The 22,406-nt window shown below is 32.2% G+C and carries 20 protein-coding genes; 4 read left to right on the top strand and 16 right to left on the bottom strand.

Going from position 1 to position 22,406, the window contains the following annotated elements; translation table 11 throughout:
* Positions 1-67: 67 nt before the first annotated feature.
* A complete protein-coding gene (locus tag ACKTSU_RS06830; RefSeq protein WP_408035629.1) occupies positions 68-1,522 on the top strand; it encodes a serine hydrolase in 1,455 nt (484 codons plus the stop codon).
* Positions 1,523-1,738: 216 nt separating this feature from the next.
* Positions 1,739-3,022 carry an amidohydrolase family protein gene (locus tag ACKTSU_RS06825; protein WP_408035628.1) on the top strand — a complete coding sequence of 428 codons (1,284 nt, stop codon included), beginning with the start codon at positions 1,739-1,741 and terminating at the stop codon, positions 3,020-3,022.
* Between the two features lie 78 nt (positions 3,023-3,100).
* Here ACKTSU_RS06825 and hisIE read toward each other — a convergent pair whose 3' ends face one another.
* From hisIE to ACKTSU_RS06770, 11 genes are all read right to left on the bottom strand, one after another.
* The gene (gene hisIE, locus ACKTSU_RS06820; RefSeq protein ID WP_408035627.1) at positions 3,101-3,685 is read right to left on the bottom strand and encodes a bifunctional phosphoribosyl-AMP cyclohydrolase/phosphoribosyl-ATP diphosphatase HisIE; all 585 of its coding nucleotides are present in this window, start codon (positions 3,683-3,685) and stop codon (positions 3,101-3,103) included.
* Positions 3,682-4,434 carry an imidazole glycerol phosphate synthase subunit HisF gene (hisF, locus tag ACKTSU_RS06815; RefSeq protein ID WP_408035626.1) on the bottom strand — a complete coding sequence of 251 codons (753 nt, stop codon included), beginning with the start codon at positions 4,432-4,434 and terminating at the stop codon, positions 3,682-3,684. The genes hisIE and hisF overlap by 4 nt, the downstream gene beginning before the upstream one ends.
* A 3-nt stretch (positions 4,435-4,437) precedes the next feature.
* Complete coding sequence (hisA, locus tag ACKTSU_RS06810) at positions 4,438-5,154, bottom strand: 1-(5-phosphoribosyl)-5-[(5-phosphoribosylamino)methylideneamino]imidazole-4-carboxamide isomerase (protein WP_408027282.1); 717 nt, start codon at positions 5,152-5,154, stop codon at positions 4,438-4,440.
* Positions 5,155-5,167: 13 nt separating this feature from the next.
* Positions 5,168-5,749 carry an imidazole glycerol phosphate synthase subunit HisH gene (gene hisH / locus ACKTSU_RS06805; protein WP_408035624.1) on the bottom strand — a complete coding sequence of 194 codons (582 nt, stop codon included), beginning with the start codon at positions 5,747-5,749 and terminating at the stop codon, positions 5,168-5,170.
* Between the two features lie 84 nt (positions 5,750-5,833).
* Positions 5,834-6,967: a bifunctional histidinol-phosphatase/imidazoleglycerol-phosphate dehydratase HisB gene (hisB, locus tag ACKTSU_RS06800; protein ID WP_408035623.1), complete on the bottom strand. Its 1,134-nt coding sequence runs from the start codon at positions 6,965-6,967 to the stop codon at positions 5,834-5,836.
* A gap of 11 nt (positions 6,968-6,978) precedes the next feature.
* Positions 6,979-8,043 carry a histidinol-phosphate transaminase gene (gene hisC / locus ACKTSU_RS06795; protein ID WP_408035622.1) on the bottom strand — a complete coding sequence of 355 codons (1,065 nt, stop codon included), beginning with the start codon at positions 8,041-8,043 and terminating at the stop codon, positions 6,979-6,981.
* Between the two features lie 58 nt (positions 8,044-8,101).
* Positions 8,102-9,388, bottom strand: coding sequence for a histidinol dehydrogenase (gene hisD / locus ACKTSU_RS06790; RefSeq protein WP_408035621.1), 1,287 nt, complete (start codon positions 9,386-9,388; stop codon positions 8,102-8,104).
* Between the two features lie 87 nt (positions 9,389-9,475).
* A complete protein-coding gene (hisG, locus tag ACKTSU_RS06785) occupies positions 9,476-10,333 on the bottom strand; it encodes an ATP phosphoribosyltransferase (protein ID WP_408035620.1) in 858 nt (285 codons plus the stop codon).
* 329 nt (positions 10,334-10,662) lie between these two features.
* Positions 10,663-12,432: a translational GTPase TypA gene (gene typA / locus ACKTSU_RS06780; RefSeq protein ID WP_408035619.1), complete on the bottom strand. Its 1,770-nt coding sequence runs from the start codon at positions 12,430-12,432 to the stop codon at positions 10,663-10,665.
* A gap of 228 nt (positions 12,433-12,660) precedes the next feature.
* Positions 12,661-12,969: an LETM1 domain-containing protein gene (locus tag ACKTSU_RS06775; protein WP_408035618.1), complete on the bottom strand. Its 309-nt coding sequence runs from the start codon at positions 12,967-12,969 to the stop codon at positions 12,661-12,663.
* Entirely contained in the window at positions 12,969-14,132 is a 1,164-nt protein-coding gene (locus ACKTSU_RS06770) for a proline dehydrogenase family protein (RefSeq protein WP_408035617.1), read from the bottom strand. The genes ACKTSU_RS06775 and ACKTSU_RS06770 overlap by 1 nt, the downstream gene beginning before the upstream one ends.
* 103 nt (positions 14,133-14,235) lie before the next feature.
* Between ACKTSU_RS06770 and aroB the strand changes: the two genes are divergently transcribed.
* Positions 14,236-15,294, top strand: coding sequence for a 3-dehydroquinate synthase (gene aroB / locus ACKTSU_RS06765; RefSeq protein WP_408035616.1), 1,059 nt, complete (start codon positions 14,236-14,238; stop codon positions 15,292-15,294).
* A gap of 31 nt (positions 15,295-15,325) precedes the next feature.
* Here the strand turns inward: aroB and ACKTSU_RS06760 are convergent, their stop codons facing one another.
* The 5 genes from ACKTSU_RS06760 to dnaB all read right to left on the bottom strand — a co-directional run bounded on the left by ACKTSU_RS06760 (position 15,326) and on the right by dnaB (position 21,166).
* Positions 15,326-16,120, bottom strand: a complete 795-nt coding sequence (locus ACKTSU_RS06760) for a patatin-like phospholipase family protein (protein ID WP_408035615.1) — start codon at positions 16,118-16,120, stop codon at positions 15,326-15,328.
* Positions 16,121-16,135: 15 nt separating this feature from the next.
* Positions 16,136-17,263, bottom strand: coding sequence for an N-acetyl-alpha-D-glucosaminyl L-malate synthase BshA (gene bshA / locus ACKTSU_RS06755; RefSeq protein WP_408035614.1), 1,128 nt, complete (start codon positions 17,261-17,263; stop codon positions 16,136-16,138).
* A 149-nt stretch (positions 17,264-17,412) separates the two neighbouring features.
* Positions 17,413-18,258 carry a transketolase gene (locus ACKTSU_RS06750; protein ID WP_408035613.1) on the bottom strand — a complete coding sequence of 282 codons (846 nt, stop codon included), beginning with the start codon at positions 18,256-18,258 and terminating at the stop codon, positions 17,413-17,415.
* A gap of 61 nt (positions 18,259-18,319) precedes the next feature.
* Positions 18,320-19,504 (bottom strand): asparagine synthetase B, encoded by a 1,185-nt coding sequence (locus ACKTSU_RS06745; protein WP_408036886.1) that lies wholly within the window; start codon positions 19,502-19,504, stop codon positions 18,320-18,322.
* A gap of 147 nt (positions 19,505-19,651) precedes the next feature.
* The gene (gene dnaB, locus ACKTSU_RS06740) at positions 19,652-21,166 is read right to left on the bottom strand and encodes a replicative DNA helicase (RefSeq protein ID WP_274635283.1); all 1,515 of its coding nucleotides are present in this window, start codon (positions 21,164-21,166) and stop codon (positions 19,652-19,654) included.
* A gap of 127 nt (positions 21,167-21,293) precedes the next feature.
* Between dnaB and ACKTSU_RS06735 the strand changes: the two genes are divergently transcribed.
* Positions 21,294-22,364, top strand: a complete 1,071-nt coding sequence (locus ACKTSU_RS06735; protein WP_408035612.1) for a DUF3810 domain-containing protein — start codon at positions 21,294-21,296, stop codon at positions 22,362-22,364.
* Positions 22,365-22,406: the final 42 nt, after the last annotated feature.

The raw sequence follows: 22,406 nt of genomic DNA, 5'->3' as shown, positions 1-22,406 counted from the left end.
CTTTATTTATACAGTTGCAACACTGAAAAAAAATTATCGTCTCTATTTAAACAAATTATGAAACACTATGAAAAAATCAATCAAACTTACCTCTATTCTTTTATTATTAATTTTCACTATCTCTTTCTCTAATCAAAAAAGGCAAAACACTAATATTACAACTAAAAACGAAATTGACACCTACCTAACGAGAGTAATGGAACTACATAATATTCCCGGATTAGCTTTAGCTGTAATTAAAGACGATAAGATAGTTTATGAAAATTATTTTGGTAAATCATCTTTAGAGAATAATAAATCTGTTGATCAGAATACCTTATTCAGAGTTTATTCAGCAACAAAACTTATTACTTCTACAGCAATATTTCAACTTATACAAAATAAAAAACTGTCTTTAGAAGACAAAATATCAAAGTATATAGATGGTTTGCCACAACAATGGCAAGAAGTTAAGGTTAAAAACCTACTAAGTCATTCTTCAGGATTACCTGACATTATAAGGTATAAAAGCATTTTAACTGATGAAGAGCTAATGGAGAAACTATTCAATGACAAAATGAATTTTGCTACAGGAAATCAGTTTCAATATAATCAAACGAATTATTGGTTGCTTGCCCAAATTATAGAAAAAATAACAGGAATGTCTTTTGATGATTATATTCTTAAAAATCAGTTTGATAATTCTACAAATGGAGTTTTATTTTCTTCTAACTCACAAGAAACTATTCCAAATCGTGCTACTAGATATTTTTATAATGAAAAGACAAAAGAGTTTGAAAAAGACACAAATAATAGTGGTAAAAGAGGACATTCTGGTAACGGATTAAACATCACTCTCAAAAAGTTTATTGAATGGAATAAAAAACTAGATGATAACATTTTATTAAGTCATAAAATGAAGTCAGAAATGTGGAAACCCTTCAATTTCACCAATCAAAAAGATGTTTTTTTACATGGTTGGAGCAGTATAAAAGTAAACGGATTAAATTCTTATGGGTTTTCAGGTGGAAATTTAGCTGCTTTCAGAAAATTCATCGATAGTAATACTACAATAATTTTGTTATCAAATGGATATGAAATACCTGTTTATGATATTATTATTAATGATATTGCAAGAATTTCAATTCCTGAATTGAAAGCAAAAAAAATAACAAAGGAAGAAGATGTTATGCGTTTTGTTACTCATCGTCAATTTAATAAAGCAATTCAATCTTTTAAAAAATTAAAAAAAGAAAACCCTAATTCTGACTTCGACAACTTAAAATGGAACATTAATAGTATCGGAAATTCTTACGCCTATAGTAAAAAAAACATTGAAAATGCTCTTGATGTATTTAAGTTTAATGCTAAAATAAATTCAAATTGGTGGGTTTCAAAGGCAAGTTTAGCTGAAGTTTATGAAATGAAAAATGACAGTCTTAAGGCAATTGAAAATTATAAAAAAGCAATTCTACTAAATGAAGACAATCAATGGAATTACAATGAGCAAATGAAAAATAAAATTGCAGAGTTAAAAAGATAATAATAATGACTGAATTTTAAAATATTGGCTTTCTGTAACATTTTCTATTCTAAAACGTCTTCAAGGAAACTAAACTGCATGAAATATCTAAAAATTAGTAATTTATTATTACTCCTAACAGTATCTTTTTACCTACTTAATTGTACAAAAAACAACAAAACTAAAATTGAAAAAGAAAACAATACCTACGTTATAAAAAACGTCAATGTAATACCAATGACAAAGAATAGTGACGTCATTGAAAATGCTACTGTGGTAATTCACAACAACAAAATAGAATCTATAAATGATTCTATTCCTCCTGAGGCAACAATCATAGATGGGAAAGACAAGTGGCTTATTCCTGGACTAATTGATATGCATGTACATACATTAAGCAATGGTAGTTTTTCTCAAGGATATGCAACTAGAGGTTCTACAGTAAATTTTAATACACAGAACTTAATGACTCCATATATAGCCAATGGAGTTACTACTGTATTTGAGCTAAGTGGAAGACTTGGGCACTTTTCGCAAAGAGATAAAATAATGGGAAAAAGTGTTATTGGACCTCGTATGGCAATAGCTGCTGTAATTGATGGTAAAGGCAATGAAATAAAAGCTACAACTCCTATAGAAGGAAGACAATCGGTTAGAAATGCTAAAGGCTTAGGCTATAGATTTATAAAGGTTTATACTTGGTTAAAGGAAGAAACTTTTAAAGCTGTTATTGATGAAGCTGAGAAACAAAATATGAAAGTTGTTGGACACATTCCTACCGCTTTTGATGGGAAACCTGCTGAAGATTTATTTGTGCCACATTTTGGACTAATAGCGCATGCTGAAGAATTATCGAAACAGACGAATGATTATAGTTATGAAAAAGCGCAAGAATTTGCTCGTTTAGCTAAAGAAAACAATACTTGGTTAATTCCTAATTTATCAAACATGGTCTGGATTTCAAAACAGGCTGAATCATTAGAAAGTATTCAAAACTTACCAAGTTTAAAGTATGTACATCCTCTTATGAAAAGTAAGTGGTTAAACTCGAATCGTTATCATGGAGCTTCTCCCAAGTTAATAGAATTTTATAATAAACAAAAAGATTTTCATATTCAGATTGTAAAAGCTTTTAAAGAAGCAGGTGTACCTATGCTTGCAGGAACAGATGCTGGTATTTCTGGAATCGTTTGGGGTTTTTCTCTTCATGATGAATTACAATTATTAGTAGAAGCTGGATTAACAACTGAGGAAGCCTTAGCTTCTACAACTAGGTTACCTGCTGAATGGTTAGAAATAGGTGATAAAATAGGAACTATAGAAACTGGAAAGTTTGCTGATTTAATTTTGTTAAATAAAAACCCATTAGAGAATATTAATAACACACGTACAATATCTGGTGTGTTTGTTAATGGAAAATGGCTCGATAAAAATGAAATCGATACTATGCTCTTAAAAGTAGCTGAATGGAATAATGCGAATAAAGAAAAATATGATTGGAAAAACAGAAAAAATTTATAGCTCTATAGTTAACGATATATAATGTTACAAACCAGGTATAAGAATTATATCTGGTTTGTAATATATTAACTAAACTAATCAATTTCTACTTTTTAAAACTTCTTCAATCTCAGTAATCGTAAAACCTTTGGCTTTTAGTAAAATTAAATAGTGATACAACAAATCTGCTGCTTCATTTTTAAATAGTTCTTCGTTATTATCTTTTGCTTCAATAACGACTTCCACCGCTTCCTCCCCTACTTTTTGGGCTACTTTATTAATCCCTCTTTTGTAGAGTTTATTGGTGTATGAGTTTTCTACATCATTATCTATTCGGTCAGCAATAACACTTTCCAATTCGTATAAAAAACCTTTAGAAGTCTCTTCTGCAAAACATGAAGTCGTTCCTTTATGACAGGTTGGTCCTTCAGGAGTTACTTTAATCAATAAGGTATCATTATCACAGTCTAATTGAATGTCTTTCACCCATAAAAAGTTTCCAGATTCTTCACCTTTTGTCCAAAGTCTATTTTTACTTCGGCTATAAAAAGTAACTTTTCCTTCTTTTTGTGTTTTGGTAAAGGCTTCTTTATTCATATACCCTAACATTAATACTTGCAAAGTAATATTATTTTGTATTACTACTGGAACCAATCCATTTCCTTTTTTAAAATCTATATTCATCGTATGGGTATGTTTTGTGTTTTTAATTCTTTTTTTAGTGTGGGTATAGGGATTTCACCAAAGTGAAAAATGCTCGCTGCTAATCCGGCACTAGCTTCTGTTTTGGTAAATACTTCTGTGAAATGCTTAGTTTTTCCTGCGCCACCAGAAGCAATTACAGGAATATTTACAGATGAACTCACTGCTTTAGTTACTTCAATATCAAATCCGTTTTTAGTTCCATCACTATTCATAGAAGTTAATAAAATTTCACCAGCACCTAATGCTTCCACTTTTTTGGTCCAAGAAACAGTTTCTAGTTCAGTTTCATAAGTTCCTCCTTTTGTAAATACTTTCCATTCCCCATTTACATTTTTTGTGTCAATGGCTACAACTACAAACTGACTGCCAAACCTATCTTTTAAATCAGTTATCAGTTGCGGATTTTTTACAGCTGAAGAGTTAATACTCACTTTATCCGCACCAGCTTGTATCAACGCTACAGCGTCTTCTACAGTACTGATTCCTCCTCCCACAGTGAATGGAATATTAATTTCTCGTGCTATCGTTTTTACTAATTCTACTAAAGTTTTTCTATTTTCTAACGTAGCCGTAATGTCTAGAAAAACCAATTCATCAGCTCCTTGCTTCACGTACTGTTTAGCCAACTCAACTGGATCTCCAGCATCTTTAATATCTATAAAGTTAACTCCTTTTACAGTTCGCCCGTTTTTTATATCCAAACATGGAATTATTCTTTTCTTTAACATCTTCTAACTTATAAATTCTTGTAACTCTTTTAAACTGACCTTTCCTTCATAAATAGCTTTACCTACGATAGTACCTTCACAACCAATTTCTTTTAATCTGTGTAAATCATTAATATTTGCTACTCCTCCACTGGCTATTAAATTTACTGAGGTTTTACTTAAAATTTCTAAATATAAATCTAAAGAAGCTCCTTGCAACATTCCATCTTTAGCCACATCGGTACAAATAGTATTAGAAATACCTATTTCTTGATATTCATTTATAAAATCAACAATATCTACTTCTGAGGTTTCTAACCAACCGTTGGTAGCTATTTTTCTGTTTTTGCAATCGGCTCCTAAAATTATTTTATCCTTTCCATATTTAGTCAACCATCCAATAAATGTATCTGGATTCTTAACAGCTACACTACCTCCTGTTATTTGATTAGCGCCACTTTCAAAAGCGATACGAGCATCTTCATTAGACTTTAAACCTCCTCCAAAATCGATTTTTAAATTGGTTTTTGTTGCTATTTGTTCTAATATTTTTTGATTTATAATTCTACTCGATTTTGCTCCATCTAAATCAACTAAATGCAAATATTGAATTCCATTTGCTTCAAATTCTTTAGCTACTTCTAATGGATTTTCATTGTATATTTTCTTTGTATTGTAATCTCCCTTGGTCAAACGAACACATTTACCTTCTATAATATCTATTGCGGGTATAATTCTCATTTTTAATCTCTTTTTATAACTCTAAAAAATTCTTTAATAATTGCTCTCCAACATCTGCTGATTTCTCTGGATGAAACTGCATCGCATAAAAATTATCTTTCTGTATAATGGTACTAAACGGAGTAATATAATCACAAGTTGCTAGTGTGCTTTCACATACTTCTGCATAATATCCATGAACGTAATATACATCATCATTTAGAGTTATATTTTTTAGTAATTCAGCCGATTTTAATTCCGAAAAATTATTCCATCCCATGTGAGGAACTTTTTCTTTTGGTGGAAATTGCTTTGTTTGTGCATCAAAAATTCCTAAACATTTCGTATTTCCTTCCTCAGAAGATGTACACATTAGTTGCAATCCTAGGCAAATTCCTAGTACAGGCTGTTGTAAGGAAATAATTAATTCATCAAGGTTTCTTTCTCTTAAATATCGCATCGCTGAACTTGCTTCTCCAACTCCAGGAAATATCACTTTATCTGCTGACTTTATTTCTGTTGGATTATCAGTAATAATACTTTCATATCCTAGGCGCGTTAACGCATTTTGTACCGATCGAATATTACCTGCATTGTATTTTATAATCGCTATCATATTTTTCAATTATCATTTATCAATTATCAGTTACCTGTTATTCTCTTTAATCATTGTTCACCGATAATTGATTATTGTTCATTGTTATAAAACTCCTTTTGTTGACGGTAAAACCATCTTATCAGCATCTCTTTTTACCGCTACTTTTATAGCTTTGGCAAAAGCTTTAAATATGGCTTCTATTTTGTGATGTTCGTTTGTTCCTTCAGCTTTGATATTCAAATTACACTTAGCACCATCGGTAAACGATTTAAAAAAGTGAAAAAACATTTCTGTTGGCATTTTTCCTATCATTTCTCTTTTAAATTCAGCCTCCCAAACTAACCAGTTTCTTCCTCCAAAATCAATAGCTACCTGTGCTAAGCAATCATCCATAGGTAAACAAAATCCGTAACGTTCAATACCCAATTTATTACCAAGAGCTTTGTTAAATACTTCTCCTAAAGCAATCGCTGTATCTTCAATGGTGTGATGTTCATCTACTTCTAAATCGCCTGTTACTTGGATATTCAAATCCATTTGACCATGACGAGCTATTTGATCTAACATATGATCAAAAAAAGCAATACCAGTATCTATCGTGCTTTTTCCCGTTCCATCTAAATTTAAATCAATTTTAATCTGAGTTTCATTCGTATTTCGTTCAATAAATGCTGAACGTTCTTCTAATTTTAAAAACTCATAAATAGCATTCCAATCATTGCTTTCTAAAGAGATATATTGATCTAATTCTGTTCTTTTTATGGTGATTTCATCAGAACCTAAATAGGTTTCATCATTGATATAAATAGCTTTACTTCCTAGATTTTTTGCTAACTCAACATCGGTTAATCGATCTCCAATTACAAAGGAATTTTGTAAATCATATTCGTCAGAAAAATAGTTGGTTAACAAACCTGTATTGGGCTTTCTGGTAGGTTGATTTTCTTTAGCAAAGGTTCTATCAATAATTTCTTCAGTAAATACAATTCCCTCATCCTTAAATGTCTTTATGACAAAATTGTGTACTGGCCAAAAGGTGTTTTCTGGATACACTTCCGTTCCCAGTCCATCTTGATTGGTTACTAAAACCAGTTCAAAATCTAGTTCTTTGGCTATTTTACTTAAGCCTTGAAAAACTTTTGGGTAAAACTCTAATTTCTCAAAAGAATCTACTTGTTCATCAACAGGTTCTTTAATTAGGGTTCCGTCTCTATCTATAAATAATACTTTTTTCATTGTTTTTAATTTTAAAAAGAGCTCTCAACATTGCTCGAGGGAACATCTATAAATTGTAAAGCTCTTAACAATCTTTTATTCTCTATTTCACTACCTATAGTAATTCGTAAACAATTGTTTACTAAGTTACTTCTATTTCTTGTGATAATCTTCTGGTTTACAAGTTGATTATACACTTCATTAGCATTTGATACTTCAATCAAAAGAAAGTTTGCTTCAGATGGGTATACTTTTTTTACCAGTTCAATTTCTTGTAACTGTTTTTCCAGTTTCTCTTTTTGATCTATAATGATGTTTTTCTCTATTTCAAACTGTGCCAAATTATCTAGTTTATTAAGTATTGCTCCTTGATTTAAAGTGCTGATATTATAAGGAGGTTTGACCTTATTGTATATATCTATAATCATTGAATTTGCATAAGCTACTCCAACTCTAACTCCAGCTAAGCCCCAAGCTTTACTAAATGTTTGACTAATGATTAAATTTGGATAATCATTAAGCAATGATATATAAGAATCCTTCGTACTGAAATCAATATAGGCTTCATCAATAATTACAATTCCTTTAAATTCACTAAGAATGTACTGTATAACTTTATCTTCAAAACAGTTACCTGTTGGATTGTTAGGTGAACAGATAAAAATGAGTTTAAGAGCTTCGTCTTTCAAGTATGGATTCAGTTCTTCTACGTCTATTTGAAAATCAGATGTTAAAGGTAATTCTACTAATTTAACATCATTAATAGCAGCAGAAACACTGTACATTCCATAAGAAGGAACAAAGGTTAATGCTTTGTCTTTTACAGGCTCACAAAAAATCCGAAATGCTAAATCGATAACTTCATCACTTCCGTTTCCTATAAAAATTTGATTTTTATCAACACTCTTAATTGCTGATAATCGCTCTTTAATTTCTATTTGCTGTGGATCAGGATAACGATTTAAAACCCCATATGGATTTTCGTTTGCATCCAAATACACTTCTGCCTCTCCTTTAAATTCATCCCTAGCAGAAGAATAAGCCTTTAGCTTCTGAATATTAGGACGTATGATCTTGTTTAAATTGAATTCACTCATCGTTAATTATTTTGAGGTTTCTTTAATTAAGATTTCTCACATTCGTTCGAAATGACTCTTAGTTATTTAACTCTTTTAATCTTACTGTAATTGCATTTTTGTGCGCTTGTAAGCCTTCTGCCGCTGCCATTAACTCAATCGATTTACCTATAGTAGTAATTCCTTCTTTAGTTACTTCTTGAAAAGTGATTTTTTTCACAAAACTATCTAACGAAACTCCGCTATAGTTTTTTGCATAGCCATTGGTTGGCAAGGTGTGATTGGTGCCACTAGCGTAATCACCAGCACTTTCACAGCTGTAGTTCCCTAAAAATACTGAACCAGCATTTACAATTCCTTCGATATATTCAGAAGCTTTCTCAGAAGCTATAATTAAGTGCTCTGGAGCATATTCATTACTAAATTGAATACATTCTTCAGAAGAATTTAAAACAACTGCAAAACTGTTTTCTATTGCTTTTTTAGCTAATTCTTTTCTAGGTAACTCTTCTATTTGTTTTTTTAGTTCTGTTATAACATTTTGAGCTACATCGTTTGAAGTAGTCACTAAAATAGCCTGACTATCAGACCCGTGTTCCGCTTGCGACAATAAATCGGCAGCTACAAAAACCGGATTTGATGTTTCATCAGCAATAACCAATACTTCACTAGGACCTGCAGGCATGTCGATAGCAACGCCTTGTTGTTGTATTAATTCTTTTGCTTTGGTAACAAACTGATTCCCTGGACCCAAAATTTTATATACATTCGGAATTGTTTCTGTTCCGTATGCCATAGCACCTATAGCCTGAGCTCCTCCAGCTTTAAAAATTTGAGTGATCCCTACTAAAGAAGCCGTGTATAAAATAGCAGGATTGATAGCTCCTTCTTTGTTAGGTGGCGTACATAAAATAATCTCTTTGCATCCAGCTATTTTTGCGGGAATCCCTAACATTAAAATAGTTGAAAACAAAGGAGCTGAACCTCCTGGGATATACAAACCAACCTTTTCTATGGCTACATTTTTTCTCCAACAAGTAACCCCATTTGTTGTGGTTATTTTTTTAAGAGTTTCTTTTTGTGAATTGTGAAATGCTTCAATATTACTTTTCGCTAATTGAATTGCTTGTTGTAACTCTTCTGAAACCAGATTTTTAGCACTTTCTATTTCTTCCTCAGAAACTTTAAAAGAGTTTAAAGAAACATTGTCCAACAACTGAGCATATTTTGTTAATGCCTTGTCTTTATTATTTCTCACATCAGTTAAGATGGTTTGTACAGTTTCTCTTAAGCTAGTTTCATTGATAACAGCTCTTTTACACAACGAACTCCAATTTTGTTTTGCTGGATTATTTATTATTTTCATCTGTTTATTTTTATTGTTTTTAATTGTCATTCCTAGACTGTGCTCAACGCAAGTACCGGAATTGAATCCTTGGATATCGCCCTGCGATTAAATAACCATTTTTTCTATAGGACAAACCAAAATACCTTCTGCTCCATTGGCTTTTAGCTCGTCTATGATTTCCCAAAACTCATTTTTATTCAATACAGAGTGCACCGAACTCCATCCTTTTTCAGCTAATGGCAATACAGTTGGACTACGCATTCCTGGTAAAATTTTAATAATTTTTTCTAACTTGTCATTTGGGGCATTTAATAAGACGTATCTTGATTGTCTACCTTTTAAAACTGATTGAATTCTGAACTGTAATTTGTTTAGAATATCTTGTTGCTCTTTTCCTATTTGAGGAGAAACAGCTAGAACAGCTTCCGATGTCAATAAAACTTCTACTTCTTTTAAATTGTTTTTGAAGAGTGTCGATCCACTTGAAACGATATCACAAATACCATCGGCTAACCCAATATTTGGAGCTATTTCTACAGATCCATTAATGATGTGTAGTTGTGCTTGAATATTATTTTTATCTAAAAAGCTTTGAACTGTATTCGGATATGAAGTCGCTATTTTTTTATTCTGAAAATAACTAATTCCATTGTAGTTTTCTCCTTTAGGTATAGCTAAAGAAACTTTACATTTTGAAAAACCTAGCTTTTCAATAAATTGAATTCTATTTCCTTTTTCTATCAATAAATTTTCTCCGATAATGGCAGCATCTACAACTCCATCTTTTAAATATTGAGGAATATCTCCGTTTCTTAAATAAAAGATTTCCAAAGGAAAATTGTTTGCAGAAGCTTTTAATTGGTCTTTTCCATTGTCGATAGAAATACCACAATCTTTCAGTATTTGTAAGGAATCTTCGTTAAGTCTTCCTGATTTTTGTATGGCTATTTTTAATTTACTCATTTTAATTTTGAATAGGTTTGAGTAAATCTTTTGAGAAGTATTTTCGTGGCGCCTTGTTGAAAATAAAAAACCCGTTTGATTTACTCAAACGGGTTTAAAATATATCTTGATTTTATTCAATACATTTTCAGCTCGCCTGAGTGCAAGTATGAAAATGATGATGATTTAATTGAATAAAATTCATGTCTTTTGTATTGTTGCTACAAAGATTTGAAATAAAAATTGAATTGTGCAAGTTTTTTTATAAAAAAAATAAAACCACCTGAATATCAGGTGGTTTTTATATGAATTTATCATGCTAAATCGAGTTTAGCAAAACAATTATTCTATTATCTGAAATCTATTTTACGCATACGTAAGCTTTCAGGAGTTACTTCTAAGTATTCATCATCTTTAATGTATTCCATACATTCTTCTAAAGACATATCTACTTTAGGAGCGATTTTAACTCCGTCATCAGAACCTGATGCACGTACGTTTGTTAACTTCTTCCCCTTGATTAAGTTTACCGCTAAATCATCTTGTTTTGCGTTTTCACCTACAACCTGACCTTTATAAATCTCTTGGTTAGGGTCGATGAAGAAACGCCCTCTATCTTGTAAACGGTCGATAGCATAAGCAGTTGCCTTACCAGACTCCGAAGAAATAATTGCTCCGTTTACTAAATCAGAAAACTCTCCTTTGTAAGCATCGTACCCTCTTAAACGGTGGTTAATGATTGCTTCACCTTGCGTAGCTGTTAATAATTTATTACGTAAACCAATTAAACCACGAGAAGGAATATCAAACTCTAAGTGTTGTAAATCTCCTTTAGGTTCCATTACTAATAAATCACCTTTACGCATTGTTACCAAGTTAATTGCTTTACTTGCCAAATCTTCAGGTACATCAATTACTAAAGTTTCGTATGGTTCACACTTAACTCCGTCAATTTCTTTTAAAATTACTTGTGGACGACCAACTTGTAATTCATATCCTTCACGACGCATTGTTTCAATTAATACAGATAAATGTAGAATTCCACGTCCAAAAACGTTGAATTTATCCTCTGTATCTGTATCTTCAATACGTAATGCTAAGTTTTTCTCAGTTTCTTTATATAAACGGTCACGTAAGTGACGAGACGTTACATATTTTCCTTCTTTACCATAGAATGGAGAGTTGTTAATAGTAAATAACATACTCATCGTTGGCTTATCCACCTCAATTCTTGGTAATGCTTCTGGATTCTCTAAATCTGCAATTGTATCTCCAATTTCAAAATCATCAATTCCAGTAACAGCACAAATATCTCCACTACGTACTTTATCCGTTTCAACTTTACCCATTCCTTCAAAAACGTGTAATTCTTTGATACGAACTTTTTTTGTAGTTCCGTCTCCTTTACAAAGCATGTAATCTTTGTTCTTTTCTAAATCTCCACGGAAAACACGACCAATCGCAATTCTTCCTTTGAATGAAGAATAATCTAACGACGTGATTTGCATTTGAGGTGATCCTTCACGATATGGAGCTTCAGGAATTGTTTCGATTACAGCATCTAATAAATCAACTAAATCTTCTTTAGGATCTTGCCAATCTGTACTCATCCATCCATTCTTTGCAGAACCGTAAATGGTAGTAAAGTCTAACTGCTCTTCCGTAGCCTCTAAAGCAAACATTAAGTCGAATACTTTTTCGTGTACTAAATCTGGAGTACAGTTTTCTTTATCAACCTTGTTTACTACTACGATTGGAGTTAATCCTAATTCGATAGCTTTTCCTAATACGAAACGTGTTTGTGGCATCGGTCCTTCAAAAGCATCAACCAATAATAAAACACCATCAGCCATTTTTAATACACGTTCTACCTCTCCACCAAAGTCGGCGTGACCAGGAGTATCAATTACATTAATTTTTACATCTTTGTAATTTACTGATACGTTTTTAGATAAAATGGTAATTCCTCTTTCACGCTCTAAGTCGTTGTTATCTAGCAATAAATCTGTACGTTCTTTACGCTCGTCTAAAATTTTAGCTTGATCTATAATTTTATCAACCAAGGTAGTCTTTCCGTGGTCAACGTGTGCTATAATAGCAATGTTTCTTATTGATTGCATTCGTGCTTATTTTGAAGCTGCAAAAGTAGTGTTTTATTGCTTACCTTTTACGAATTTTTATTACTGAATTCGTAATATTCAATTTAAAGCTTTAGAAAAAGTACTTTTTTATAACATCTTTATATACTTTCTCTTTACTTTTTAAGGGATGCTGTAGTTTTAATTGATTGATTTCCCTTTATAGTTTGAAAGAAATAAATACTCGATTTTTAGTTATTTAGAAATACATTACTCTGTTTTTGTATCTTCTAACTCTTCATCATCTGCTCTAAAAGCACTAGGAAGTATGTCGGGGATTAATTTGATTAATAAAGGCAAAAGTAGGGCTCCTCCAGGAAGCATAAACACAGTAAAAGCAGGTATTGCTTTACAAATATCGAGTGTTTGTTGCTTTACTTTTGCCTTTTCTTCATCGGTTAACGATGTAGTTAATGATTTTCTAATAAGAAAGACTAGCTCCTTGCTTTCTTGAAGCTCTTTAGCTAATCTTTTCTTATTTTTATAGATAGCCTCTTTTATTTCATCAACTGTATTCATTACAGCTTACGACGGGCTTTTTCAGTTTTAAGTAAGTTTAACTCTCTAGAAGTTTGTCCTGCTACTGAAGTATTTTCTTCTGCTCTACGAATTAAGTAAGGCATCACATCACGAACAGGTCCGAAAGGAACATATTTCGCAACATTATATCCTTCTTTAGCTAAGTTAAAGCTAATGTGATCGCTCATACCATATAATTGACCAAACCACATACGCTTATCATCAGCTGCTATGTTGTGTTCTTTTGCTAAATCCATTAACAAATAAGAGCTTTCTTCGTTGTGAGTTCCAGCAAAAATTGCCATATTTTTATGATTCATCATATAACGAACTGCTTCGTTATAATTATCATCAGTAGCTTGTTTATCTACACAAATTGGAGATTCGTATCCTTTTTCATTAGCTCTCTCACGTTCTTTCTCCATGTATGCACCGCGTACCACTTTCATACCAATATGATATCCTTTTTGATGAGCTCTTTGATGTAAGTCTCTCAAATAATCCATACGATCATGACGGTACATTTGTAACGTATTAAAAACGATGGCTTTTTCTTTGTTATAAGTTTCCATCAATTCCTCAATCAAATCATCCGCAGCACCTTGCATCCAACTTTCTTCAGCGTCTATTAATAGTGGTACATCTTTAGCAACCGCAGCTTTACATACTGTATGAAAACGCTCTACTACTCTATCCCACTCTACTTTTTCTTCAGAAGTTAATTCTTTTCCTTCAGTTAATTTTTGATACAAAGCAAAACGACCAAAACCTGTAGGTTTAAAAACAGCGTAAGGAATAGCTGTTTTTTCTTCAGCAAAATTAATTGTTTTTAAGGTCATTTTTAAAGCATCATCAAACTGAGCTTCATCTTCTTTCCCTTCTACAGAATAATCTAAAATACTATGAACGTTTCCTTTTTCATACATCTTTTCGATGTTAGGTAAACAGTCATCTTCTGTTACTCCTCCACAAAAATGGTCGAAAACTGTTGATCGGATTAAGCCTTCAACTGGTAAATGAGCTTTCAAAGCAAAATTAGTTACCGCAGTACCAATACGAACCATTGGTTGGCTTTGAATCATTTTAAATAAAAAATAGGCACGCTCTAGCTCTGAATCAGATTTTAATTTAAAAGCAGTTTCGGTGTTGTCAAAAAGTCTCATTATCGAGGTATATTAATGTCTTATATTTAAAGACAAATATAAATGAGTAGAGTGATATATTTTAATTTTTTCTATTTAATTTCGCTGTATATTTTTAATAACAATGACTACAATTAACGCAGCAACATATCCTATTCATTTTGATGAAAAAGCTTATAACGAATTAACTTCTTTAGTTTCTAAAAAAAATTACTCATCTGTATTTATTTTAGTTGATGATAATACTTTAGAACACTGTTATCCTCGATTTATGCAATTATTTGCTACAGATAAGCCTATTGAAGTCATTCAAATTGATGCTGGTGAAATTCATAAAAACATCGAAACTTGTATGGGTGTTTGGAACGTGATGACTGAATTGGGCGCCGATAGAAAAAGTTTGCTTATTACTTTAGGGGGTGGTGTTATTACCGATTTAGGTGGTTTTGTTGCTTCAACGTTTAAAAGAGGTATTGATTTTGTAAACATTCCTACCACTTTATTGAGCATGGTAGATGCTTCTGTTGGGGGAAAAACAGGTGTTGACTTAGGTGTTTTAAAAAACCAGATTGGTGTTTTTGCAAACCCAGAGATGATTGTGATTGATGCTGAATACTTGCATACAGTTTCTGCGCGTGAAATTCGTTCAGGTACTGCTGAAATTATTAAGTATGGAATGACACATGACATTAAATTATTCAATGAAATCAAGGATAACGATCAGGTAAATATTGTGGATTTAATCCACCGTTCAATTGAAATAAAGAATGAAGTTGTTTTAGAAGACCCGAAAGAACAAGGTGTTCGTAAAGTTTTAAACTGGGGACATACCATTGGACATGGTGTAGAATCGTATTTTTTAGAAAATCCTGATAAAGATGCTATAACTCATGGTGAAGCTATTGCCATAGGAATGGTTTGTGAGGCTTATCTGTCTTCTGAAATTTTAGGTTTTCCAAAGGAAAAGGTATTAGAAATAAAAGAAGCCATCATTAAGATTTACGGAAAAGTAACGATTGATAAAGGCGATTTTCAGCCTATTATTGAGTTGATGAAGCATGATAAAAAGAATGTGGGTGGTGAAATTAATTTCGTACTTCTAGAAGATTACGAAGATTTTAAAATCAACTGCAAAGCTTCCGAAGAATTAATTAATGAAAGTTTAGCATTTTATAACGCATAAAAAAAAGAGCAACTTTAAAGTTGCTCTTTTTTTATTTTAGCTTTTCTTCTATATACTTTTTAGCTGTTTCGTAAATAGCATCTACTTCTTTTGGGCTAAAGCCACTAAATTCACCTAAAGGAAAACAAACTGTAGCAAACGTATTGAAAAATTTGTGCTCTTCAGAAGATAACATCAAAAGTTTAGACGTATGCGCTAAAACTTTTAGTGTTGTATTTAACTCTTCATTTGTTTTTTCTGAAGGATACACAACGTAACTTCCAATTATTGGATATTCTGAATCTTTAAAAGGTGTCGTTGGAAAATTATCTATAATTCCTCCGTCTGAATATAGCATACTATCTATTCTTATAGGGTTAAACAAACCAGGAATGGCACATGATGCTAACACCGGCTTTAATAAATCTCCTTCGTAAAAATACTGAGTAGTTCCTTTATTCAAATTCGTTGTGGAAACCGTTAAAGGAATATTTAATTCTTCGAATGTCGGTTTAATTTTATCCTCAATTAGTCTAGCATAGTTAGAAGAGTTAAAAATTCCTGGTTTCGCTATTGTTATCCACGAAAACTGAAATATTTCGGTTGTTTTAAAGAAATTTAAAATTTCTTTTGGTCTCATTCCAGAAGCATACATAGAACCAACTAGCGAACCAGAACTGCAAGCTGAAATTGCATTGATTTTAATATTCAGTTCTTCTAGTTTTTCCAATAAAGCAATATGAGCAACTCCTTTTTCTGCTCCTCCACTAAGTACTAAATTTATAGGTACATTCGGATCTAAATGTTTTAATTTTTCAAGAGCGCATTGGTACTTTTCTTTAATCATCTTTTTTTCTTCATTTTAGCTTACATAACACTTTTTATAAAGCCTTTCATAGGCTGGTAGAATATTATCGAGTGAAAATAATTTAATATGTTCTTTAGCGTTTTCTTTAAACTGGTTCAAAATAACTTCATCTTTTAAAAGATAAACGGCATTATTAGCCATATCATTTACATCACCTAACTCACTTAAAAAACCAGTAACACCATTAATATTTACTTCAGGTAAACCACCTGTGTTAGTAGAAATTACAGGAGTACTTGCTGCCATGGCTTCTAAAGCTGCCAATCCAAAGCTTTCTGTTTTTGAAGGTAACAAAAACACATCTGTATAACATAAAATCTTAGCTACTTCAGTACTGTTTCCCATAAACAATACTTTATCTTCTATTTGTAACTCTTTGGCTAAGTTTTCTGCTTTTAAACGTTCTGGTCCGTCACCAACCATTAATAATTTTGAAGGTATTTCTTTTTGAACTTTATTAAAAATTCGAATAACATCATCGGTACGTTTTACAGGACGAAAATTACTTATGTGTGTTAAAATTCGCTCATGTGGTTTCGCTAGTGCTTCTCTTTTACACTCTCCTTCATGCGCTTTATCATACTTTTCACCATCAATAAAATTATAGACTACTTTAATATCTTTTTCAATATTAAATAAACGAAGGGTATCTTCTTTTAAACTGTTAGAAACTGCCGTAACTTCATCTGATTTATTGATGCTAAATTCTACCGCTGTCTTATACGTTGGATGACTTCCTACTAAAGTAATATCAGTACCATGTAACGTTGTAACTACCTTTACATCAATACCTTTATCTTCCAACATTTTTTTTGCCATATAAGCCGCATAGGCATGTGGAATAGCATAATGTACATGTAAAACTTCAAGTTCATATTTTGCTACTACTTCTACCATTTTACTTGATAAAGCCAATTCGTAAGGTTGGTATTGAAATAGTGGATATTCCTCTAAAACAACTTCATGAAAGTGTAAACGGTGTGAAAAAAAATCTAATCGAACAGGTTGATTGTAAGTTATAAAATGTACTTCGTGACCTTTATCAGCAAGAGCCATTCCTAATTCAGTTGCTACAACTCCACTTCCACCAAAGGTTGGATAACATACAATTCCTATTTTCATGTTTACTGTTTGATTATTTTTAGATTTAGAATATAGTTAATGACGTAAATTTAAGGTATTACTTACGTTTATTTGTAAAGAATTTCTTAAAATAAAAACGCCATTACGTAGTTTGTAATGGCGTTTTTATTTTATGAATTATCTGTAATTTAGTAATCTCCTAATGTTTCAGGGTTTTGAGCTAAAGCAGATGCTAATTGTTCATCATTTGGTGCTTTACCATGCCATGCGTGAGTGTGCATCATAAAATCTACACCATTCCCCATTTCAGTATATAATAAAACACAAACTGGTTTTCCTTTTCCTGTGCGAGATTTTGCATCAGCCATTCCGTTTAAAATAGCTTCAACATTATTTCCTTCTTTGATTTCTACAACATCCCATCCAAAAGCTTCAAACTTAGCTTTTAAACTTCCCATAGGTAATACTTCATCAGTAGAACCGTCGATTTGTTTTTCGTTTAAATCAACTGTAGAAATTAAGTTATCAACCTTTTTAGCAGAAGCATACATAGCAGCTTCCCAAATTTGACCTTCTTGTAACTCTCCATCACCATGTAATGAATATACAATTTTATCGTCTCCATTTAACTTTTTTGCTTCAGCAGCACCGATAGCAACACTCATTCCTTGTCCTAACGATCCTGAGGCAATACGAATACCTGGTAAGGCTTCGTGCGTAGTTGGGTGACCTTGTAAACGAGAGTCTAACTTTCTAAAAGTTGCCAACTCAGCTACAGGGAAGAATCCGCTGTGAGCTAGTACACTATAATATACTGGTGAAATATGTCCGTTTGACAAGAAAAATAAATCTTCATTTGTACCGTCCATGGTAAAATCGGTAGAATAATTCATAATTTCTTGATACAAACAAGTGAAAAATTCAGCACATCCTAAAGAACCTCCTGGGTGTCCTGAATTTACAGCATGTACCATTCGTACAATATCTCTACGAACTTGTTGTGTAAAATCTTGTAATTGTTGTGTTGTTGGCATTATTGTTTTGTTTTATGCCCACAAATGTAACTGATTATGCAAAAATGAGCAATTACTTTTATTAGGTTTTTTGCTTTTTCTTCTTAGCTGCTGGAAACAGCACATTGTTTAAAATTAAACGGTAACCAGGAGAAGTTGGATGTAAATCTAATTCTGTTTTCGGATCTCCTACCCTATGTTGATAATCTTCAGGATCGTGACCTCCGTAAAAAGTAAACATTCCTTTTCCTTTCGTTCCATGAATATACCTGCCTTCTTTGTTGGTTTTGTTTTCTCCCAAAACAACAATAGTCGATTTTATAGTATTCGGATCAAATGAAGTCGTTTGTCCCATAAAACCTTTTACCAGCATAGTATGGTTTTGTGTTAACATCGTTGGAACTTGATCCCATTTTGCAGAAAACTCTTTCAACGTAAAATAATCTACTTCTTTATTAATTCTCCTTTTTCGAGTCATATCAATGGTAGAAAATTCATACGTAGTTGGATTACGAATCAGCTCAAAATTTTTAAAAGCAAAAGTTTTATTAAAATTTATTTTAGATTGATAATTAGGCTCGGAAGCATCACCATCAAACATTGCCTCACAAATATCTACTCCATCAGCTGCTAAGGCAATATCAAAACTATCGGTTGCTGAACACATGGCAAACATGAATCCACCACCAACTACGTAATCACGTATTTTTTTAGCTACAGCACCTTTTTCTTCTGACACTTTATTGTATTCTAGTTTCTTGGCTAAGGCTTCTGCATCTTTCTTTTGTTGAATATACCAAGGAGCTGTTCTGAAAGCACCATAAAATCTTCCATATTGTCCTGTAAAATCCTCATGATGCAAGTGTAACCACTCATAAAGTAACAACTTATCATTTAATACTTCTTCATCATATACTACATCAAAAGGAATTTCAGCATACGTCAGTACCATGGTTACCGCATCGTCCCAAGGCATTTTATCTTTAGGAGAATATACCGCTATTTTCGGAGCTTTTTCTAAAGTTACCGCTTCTTGATTTTTTGAAGGTGAAGAAATTTCTTCTAAAATTAACTGTGATTTAGCATCTGAAATAACTTGATAGGAAACACCTCGGATTTTACACTCATTTTCAACCGATTCGTTGTTTTCAATTAAAAAAGCGCCACCATCATAATTTAACAACCATTTTGCTTTTAATTCATTTTGAAGTGCATAATACACAATTCCATACGCCTTTAAATGATTCTTCTGATTTTCATTACTCATTGGCACGTAAATAAAGGAAGCCCAAATCGTGTTTGAGAATAGAAAAAAGATAAGTATGTATGTAAATTGCTTCATTTTAAAAACTAAAATACACAATTACTTTTTAGCAATTGTGTATTCTGTCATATTTTAAGTTTTATTTAAAGTCTAAAACGGAACATCATCGTCACTCGGACCGAATGCATCTTCTGGTGAAGCGAAGTTACTAGATGCTACTTCATCGTTAAATCCAGAGTTCATACTTGATTGGAATTCACTACTAAACCCTTCTTCTAAATCTGAGAATTTAGCTAAGTGTCCTGTAAACTTCAAACGTATATTATCTAACCCACCATTACGGTGTTTTGCTACAATAAACTCTCCTTGACCTTCACATGGTGAATGATCATCATCATCCCATTCTGTCATACCATAGTATTCAGGACGGTAAATAAAAGATACAATATCGGCATCTTGCTCAATCGCTCCCGATTCACGAAGATCGGATAATAACGGACGCTTACTACCTCCACGAGTTTCTACCGCACGAGATAGCTGAGAAAGTGCTATTACTGGCACATTTAATTCTTTACCTAAGGCTTTTAAGTTACGAGAAATTGTCGAAATTTCCTGTTCACGGTTACCTCCTGCTCCACCAGCTGTCATTAACTGTAGGTAGTCAATAATTAATATTTTAACTCCATGTTGCGATACTAAACGACGTGCTTTAGCACGTAAATCGAAAATGGACAAGGCAGGTGTATCATCAATAAAAATAGGTGCTTCTGAAAGGTTTTTAACTTTTACATTTAATTGCTCCCATTCGTGTGGCTCTAAATTTCCTTTACGCAATTTTTCAGAAGTTAATCCTGTTTCCGAAGAAATCATACGTGTAATTAACTGTACCGAAGACATCTCTAACGAAAATAATGCTACAGGATGTCCGAAATCTATCGCCATATTTTTCGCCATCGAAATTACGAATGCCGTTTTACCCATACCAGGACGTGCTGCAATAATAATTAAATCGGTAGGCTGCCAACCAGAAGTAAGTGCATCTAATTTGGTAAAACCAGTTGCCAAACCACTCATCCCTTCTTTGGTAGAAATTTCTTGGATTTTATTAATGGATTGTTGTACTAACGAATCGGCTCTCTCTGCTCCTTTTTTTAAGTTTCCTTGTGTAACCTCAAATAATTTTCCTTCAGCATCATCTAACAAATCAAAAACATCCATGGTTTCATCATAGGCATTTTCAATGATTTCTGAAGAAATGGTTATTAATCTTCTTTGAATGTACTTTTCAAGAATAATTCTCGAATGAAACTCTATGTGAGCTGAAGAGGCTACTTTTTGCGTTAATCCAATTAAGTAAAAATCTCCTCCTGCTATATCTAACTTCCCGTTCTTTTTTAATTGATTAGAAACCGAAAGTAAATCGATTGGTTCTGAATTTTGAAATAATGCATAGATTGCTGCATAAATTTCTTGATGTCTTTTGTCATAGAAAGCCTCAGGATGCAAAATATCAATTACTTCATCAATACCCTTTTTATCAATCATCATAGCTCCTAAAACAGCTTCTTCTAATTCTAAGGCTTGTGGCGGTAATTTTCCTTTTTCTAAGCTAATAATTCTAGCTTTATCAATTTTTGTTCCTTTGAGAGATTGGGTTCTTTCCATGGCAGCAAATGTATATTTTTAAGATGATATTTGTAGGTGCATTTCTTAAATTTCTTTTTGCACAATTTTGCAAACAAAAGTGTTATTAACTTGTTGATAACGTATCAACTTTCTTATTTTTGGGCTTATGAAGCTTCAAAAAAGACATCTTTATATTGCGTTGATACTTCCGATTCAAATTGTTTTGGTACAATTATTAAGTCAAAAATCGCTGTGGATTGAGCAATATTATAGCAATGGTATTTATCCATACCTTTCCCATTTTTTCCGGACTATTCTGGGATGGATTCCTTTTTCATTTGGTGATGCATTAGGTTTATTTTTAATTGTTATTTTCTGTAAGGCTTTATACGGTTTAATAAAAAACCGATTTAAAAATTCGCTTTCTAAATTACTAAATTTTATCATTACTTTATCAATAATATATTTTTGTTTTTATGCCTTTTGGGGGTTAAATTATTTTAGAGAGCCATTAGCTAAGAACTTAGGGTTACAACAATCTAACTACACTACCGAAGAATTAGTTTCTACAACAGAACATATTATTAATGAATTAAACGCTGTTCACCTACAAATTACCTCTAACGATTCTGTGAAAGTGGTAGTTCCTTATTCCCAAAAAGAAATATATAAGTTGGCTCCTAATGGTTTTAAATCGTTATCTACCATTTATCCACAGTTAAACTATCAAACTTCATCAATAAAAAGTTCTTTGGTTAGTTTATTTCAATCGTACAATGGAACTTCAGGATACCTTAATCCATTAACGGGTGAGGCTCAAGTAAATGATATGATTCCTAAAACAGGTTATCCTGCTACCACCTGTCATGAAATAGCACACCAAATTGGTTGGGCAGCTGAAAACGACGCTAATTTTGTGGGATTTTTAGCTTCTGTAGCAAATGATGACCTCTACTTTAAATACTCGGGTTACCGTATGGCTTACAACTATTGTATTCGTCAGGTATATAAAAGAGATAAAGAATTAGGGAAAAAACTCGCTAAAACGTTAAATAAAGGTGTTTATAAAGATTATAAAGCTAGTTACGTGCATTGGCAACAATTTAAAAACCCTATTGAACCTTACCTAAAAAAAGGGTACAATTCTTATTTAAAAGCCAACAATCAATCAAAAGGAATACAATCGTATAGCTATGTTGTCGATTTATTGATTGCTTATTTTAAAAATGAATATTAACATAAATTCATCTTATTTCAATTCTCTAAATAGATTTGAAAT

This window comes from Tenacibaculum aestuarii (genome assembly GCF_964510395.1).
Lineage (GTDB): Bacteria > Bacteroidota > Bacteroidia > Flavobacteriales > Flavobacteriaceae > Polaribacter > Polaribacter aestuarii.
The sequence above is the reverse complement of the archived record's forward strand: the minus strand, read 5'-3'. Positions and strand labels throughout refer to the sequence as shown.

Excerpts from the sequence above, each read along its gene's own strand:
- ACKTSU_RS06830 (WP_408035629.1), top strand. The coding sequence starts at position 68 with ATGAAAAAATCAATCAAACTTACCTCTATTCTTTTATTATTAATTTTC.
- ACKTSU_RS06825 (WP_408035628.1), top strand. The coding sequence starts at position 1,739 with ATGACAAAGAATAGTGACGTCATTGAAAATGCTACTGTGGTAATTCAC.
- hisIE (WP_408035627.1), bottom strand. The coding sequence starts at position 3,685 with ATGAATATAGATTTTAAAAAAGGAAATGGATTGGTTCCAGTAGTAATA.
- hisF (WP_408035626.1), bottom strand. The coding sequence starts at position 4,434 with ATGTTAAAGAAAAGAATAATTCCATGTTTGGATATAAAAAACGGGCGA.
- hisA (WP_408027282.1), bottom strand. The coding sequence starts at position 5,154 with ATGAGAATTATACCCGCAATAGATATTATAGAAGGTAAATGTGTTCGT.
- hisH (WP_408035624.1), bottom strand. The coding sequence starts at position 5,749 with ATGATAGCGATTATAAAATACAATGCAGGTAATATTCGATCGGTACAA.
- hisB (WP_408035623.1), bottom strand. The coding sequence starts at position 6,967 with ATGAAAAAAGTATTATTTATAGATAGAGACGGAACCCTAATTAAAGAA.
- hisC (WP_408035622.1), bottom strand. The coding sequence starts at position 8,043 with ATGAGTGAATTCAATTTAAACAAGATCATACGTCCTAATATTCAGAAG.
- hisD (WP_408035621.1), bottom strand. The coding sequence starts at position 9,388 with ATGAAAATAATAAATAATCCAGCAAAACAAAATTGGAGTTCGTTGTGT.
- hisG (WP_408035620.1), bottom strand. The coding sequence starts at position 10,333 with ATGAGTAAATTAAAAATAGCCATACAAAAATCAGGAAGACTTAACGAA.
- typA (WP_408035619.1), bottom strand. The coding sequence starts at position 12,432 with ATGCAATCAATAAGAAACATTGCTATTATAGCACACGTTGACCACGGA.
- ACKTSU_RS06775 (WP_408035618.1), bottom strand. The coding sequence starts at position 12,969 with ATGAATACAGTTGATGAAATAAAAGAGGCTATCTATAAAAATAAGAAA.
- ACKTSU_RS06770 (WP_408035617.1), bottom strand. The coding sequence starts at position 14,132 with ATGAGACTTTTTGACAACACCGAAACTGCTTTTAAATTAAAATCTGAT.
- aroB (WP_408035616.1), top strand. The coding sequence starts at position 14,236 with ATGACTACAATTAACGCAGCAACATATCCTATTCATTTTGATGAAAAA.
- ACKTSU_RS06760 (WP_408035615.1), bottom strand. The coding sequence starts at position 16,120 with ATGATTAAAGAAAAGTACCAATGCGCTCTTGAAAAATTAAAACATTTA.
- bshA (WP_408035614.1), bottom strand. The coding sequence starts at position 17,263 with ATGAAAATAGGAATTGTATGTTATCCAACCTTTGGTGGAAGTGGAGTT.
- ACKTSU_RS06750 (WP_408035613.1), bottom strand. The coding sequence starts at position 18,258 with ATGCCAACAACACAACAATTACAAGATTTTACACAACAAGTTCGTAGA.
- ACKTSU_RS06745 (WP_408036886.1), bottom strand. The coding sequence starts at position 19,504 with ATGAGTAATGAAAATCAGAAGAATCATTTAAAGGCGTATGGAATTGTG.
- dnaB (WP_274635283.1), bottom strand. The coding sequence starts at position 21,166 with ATGGAAAGAACCCAATCTCTCAAAGGAACAAAAATTGATAAAGCTAGA.
- ACKTSU_RS06735 (WP_408035612.1), top strand. The coding sequence starts at position 21,294 with ATGAAGCTTCAAAAAAGACATCTTTATATTGCGTTGATACTTCCGATT.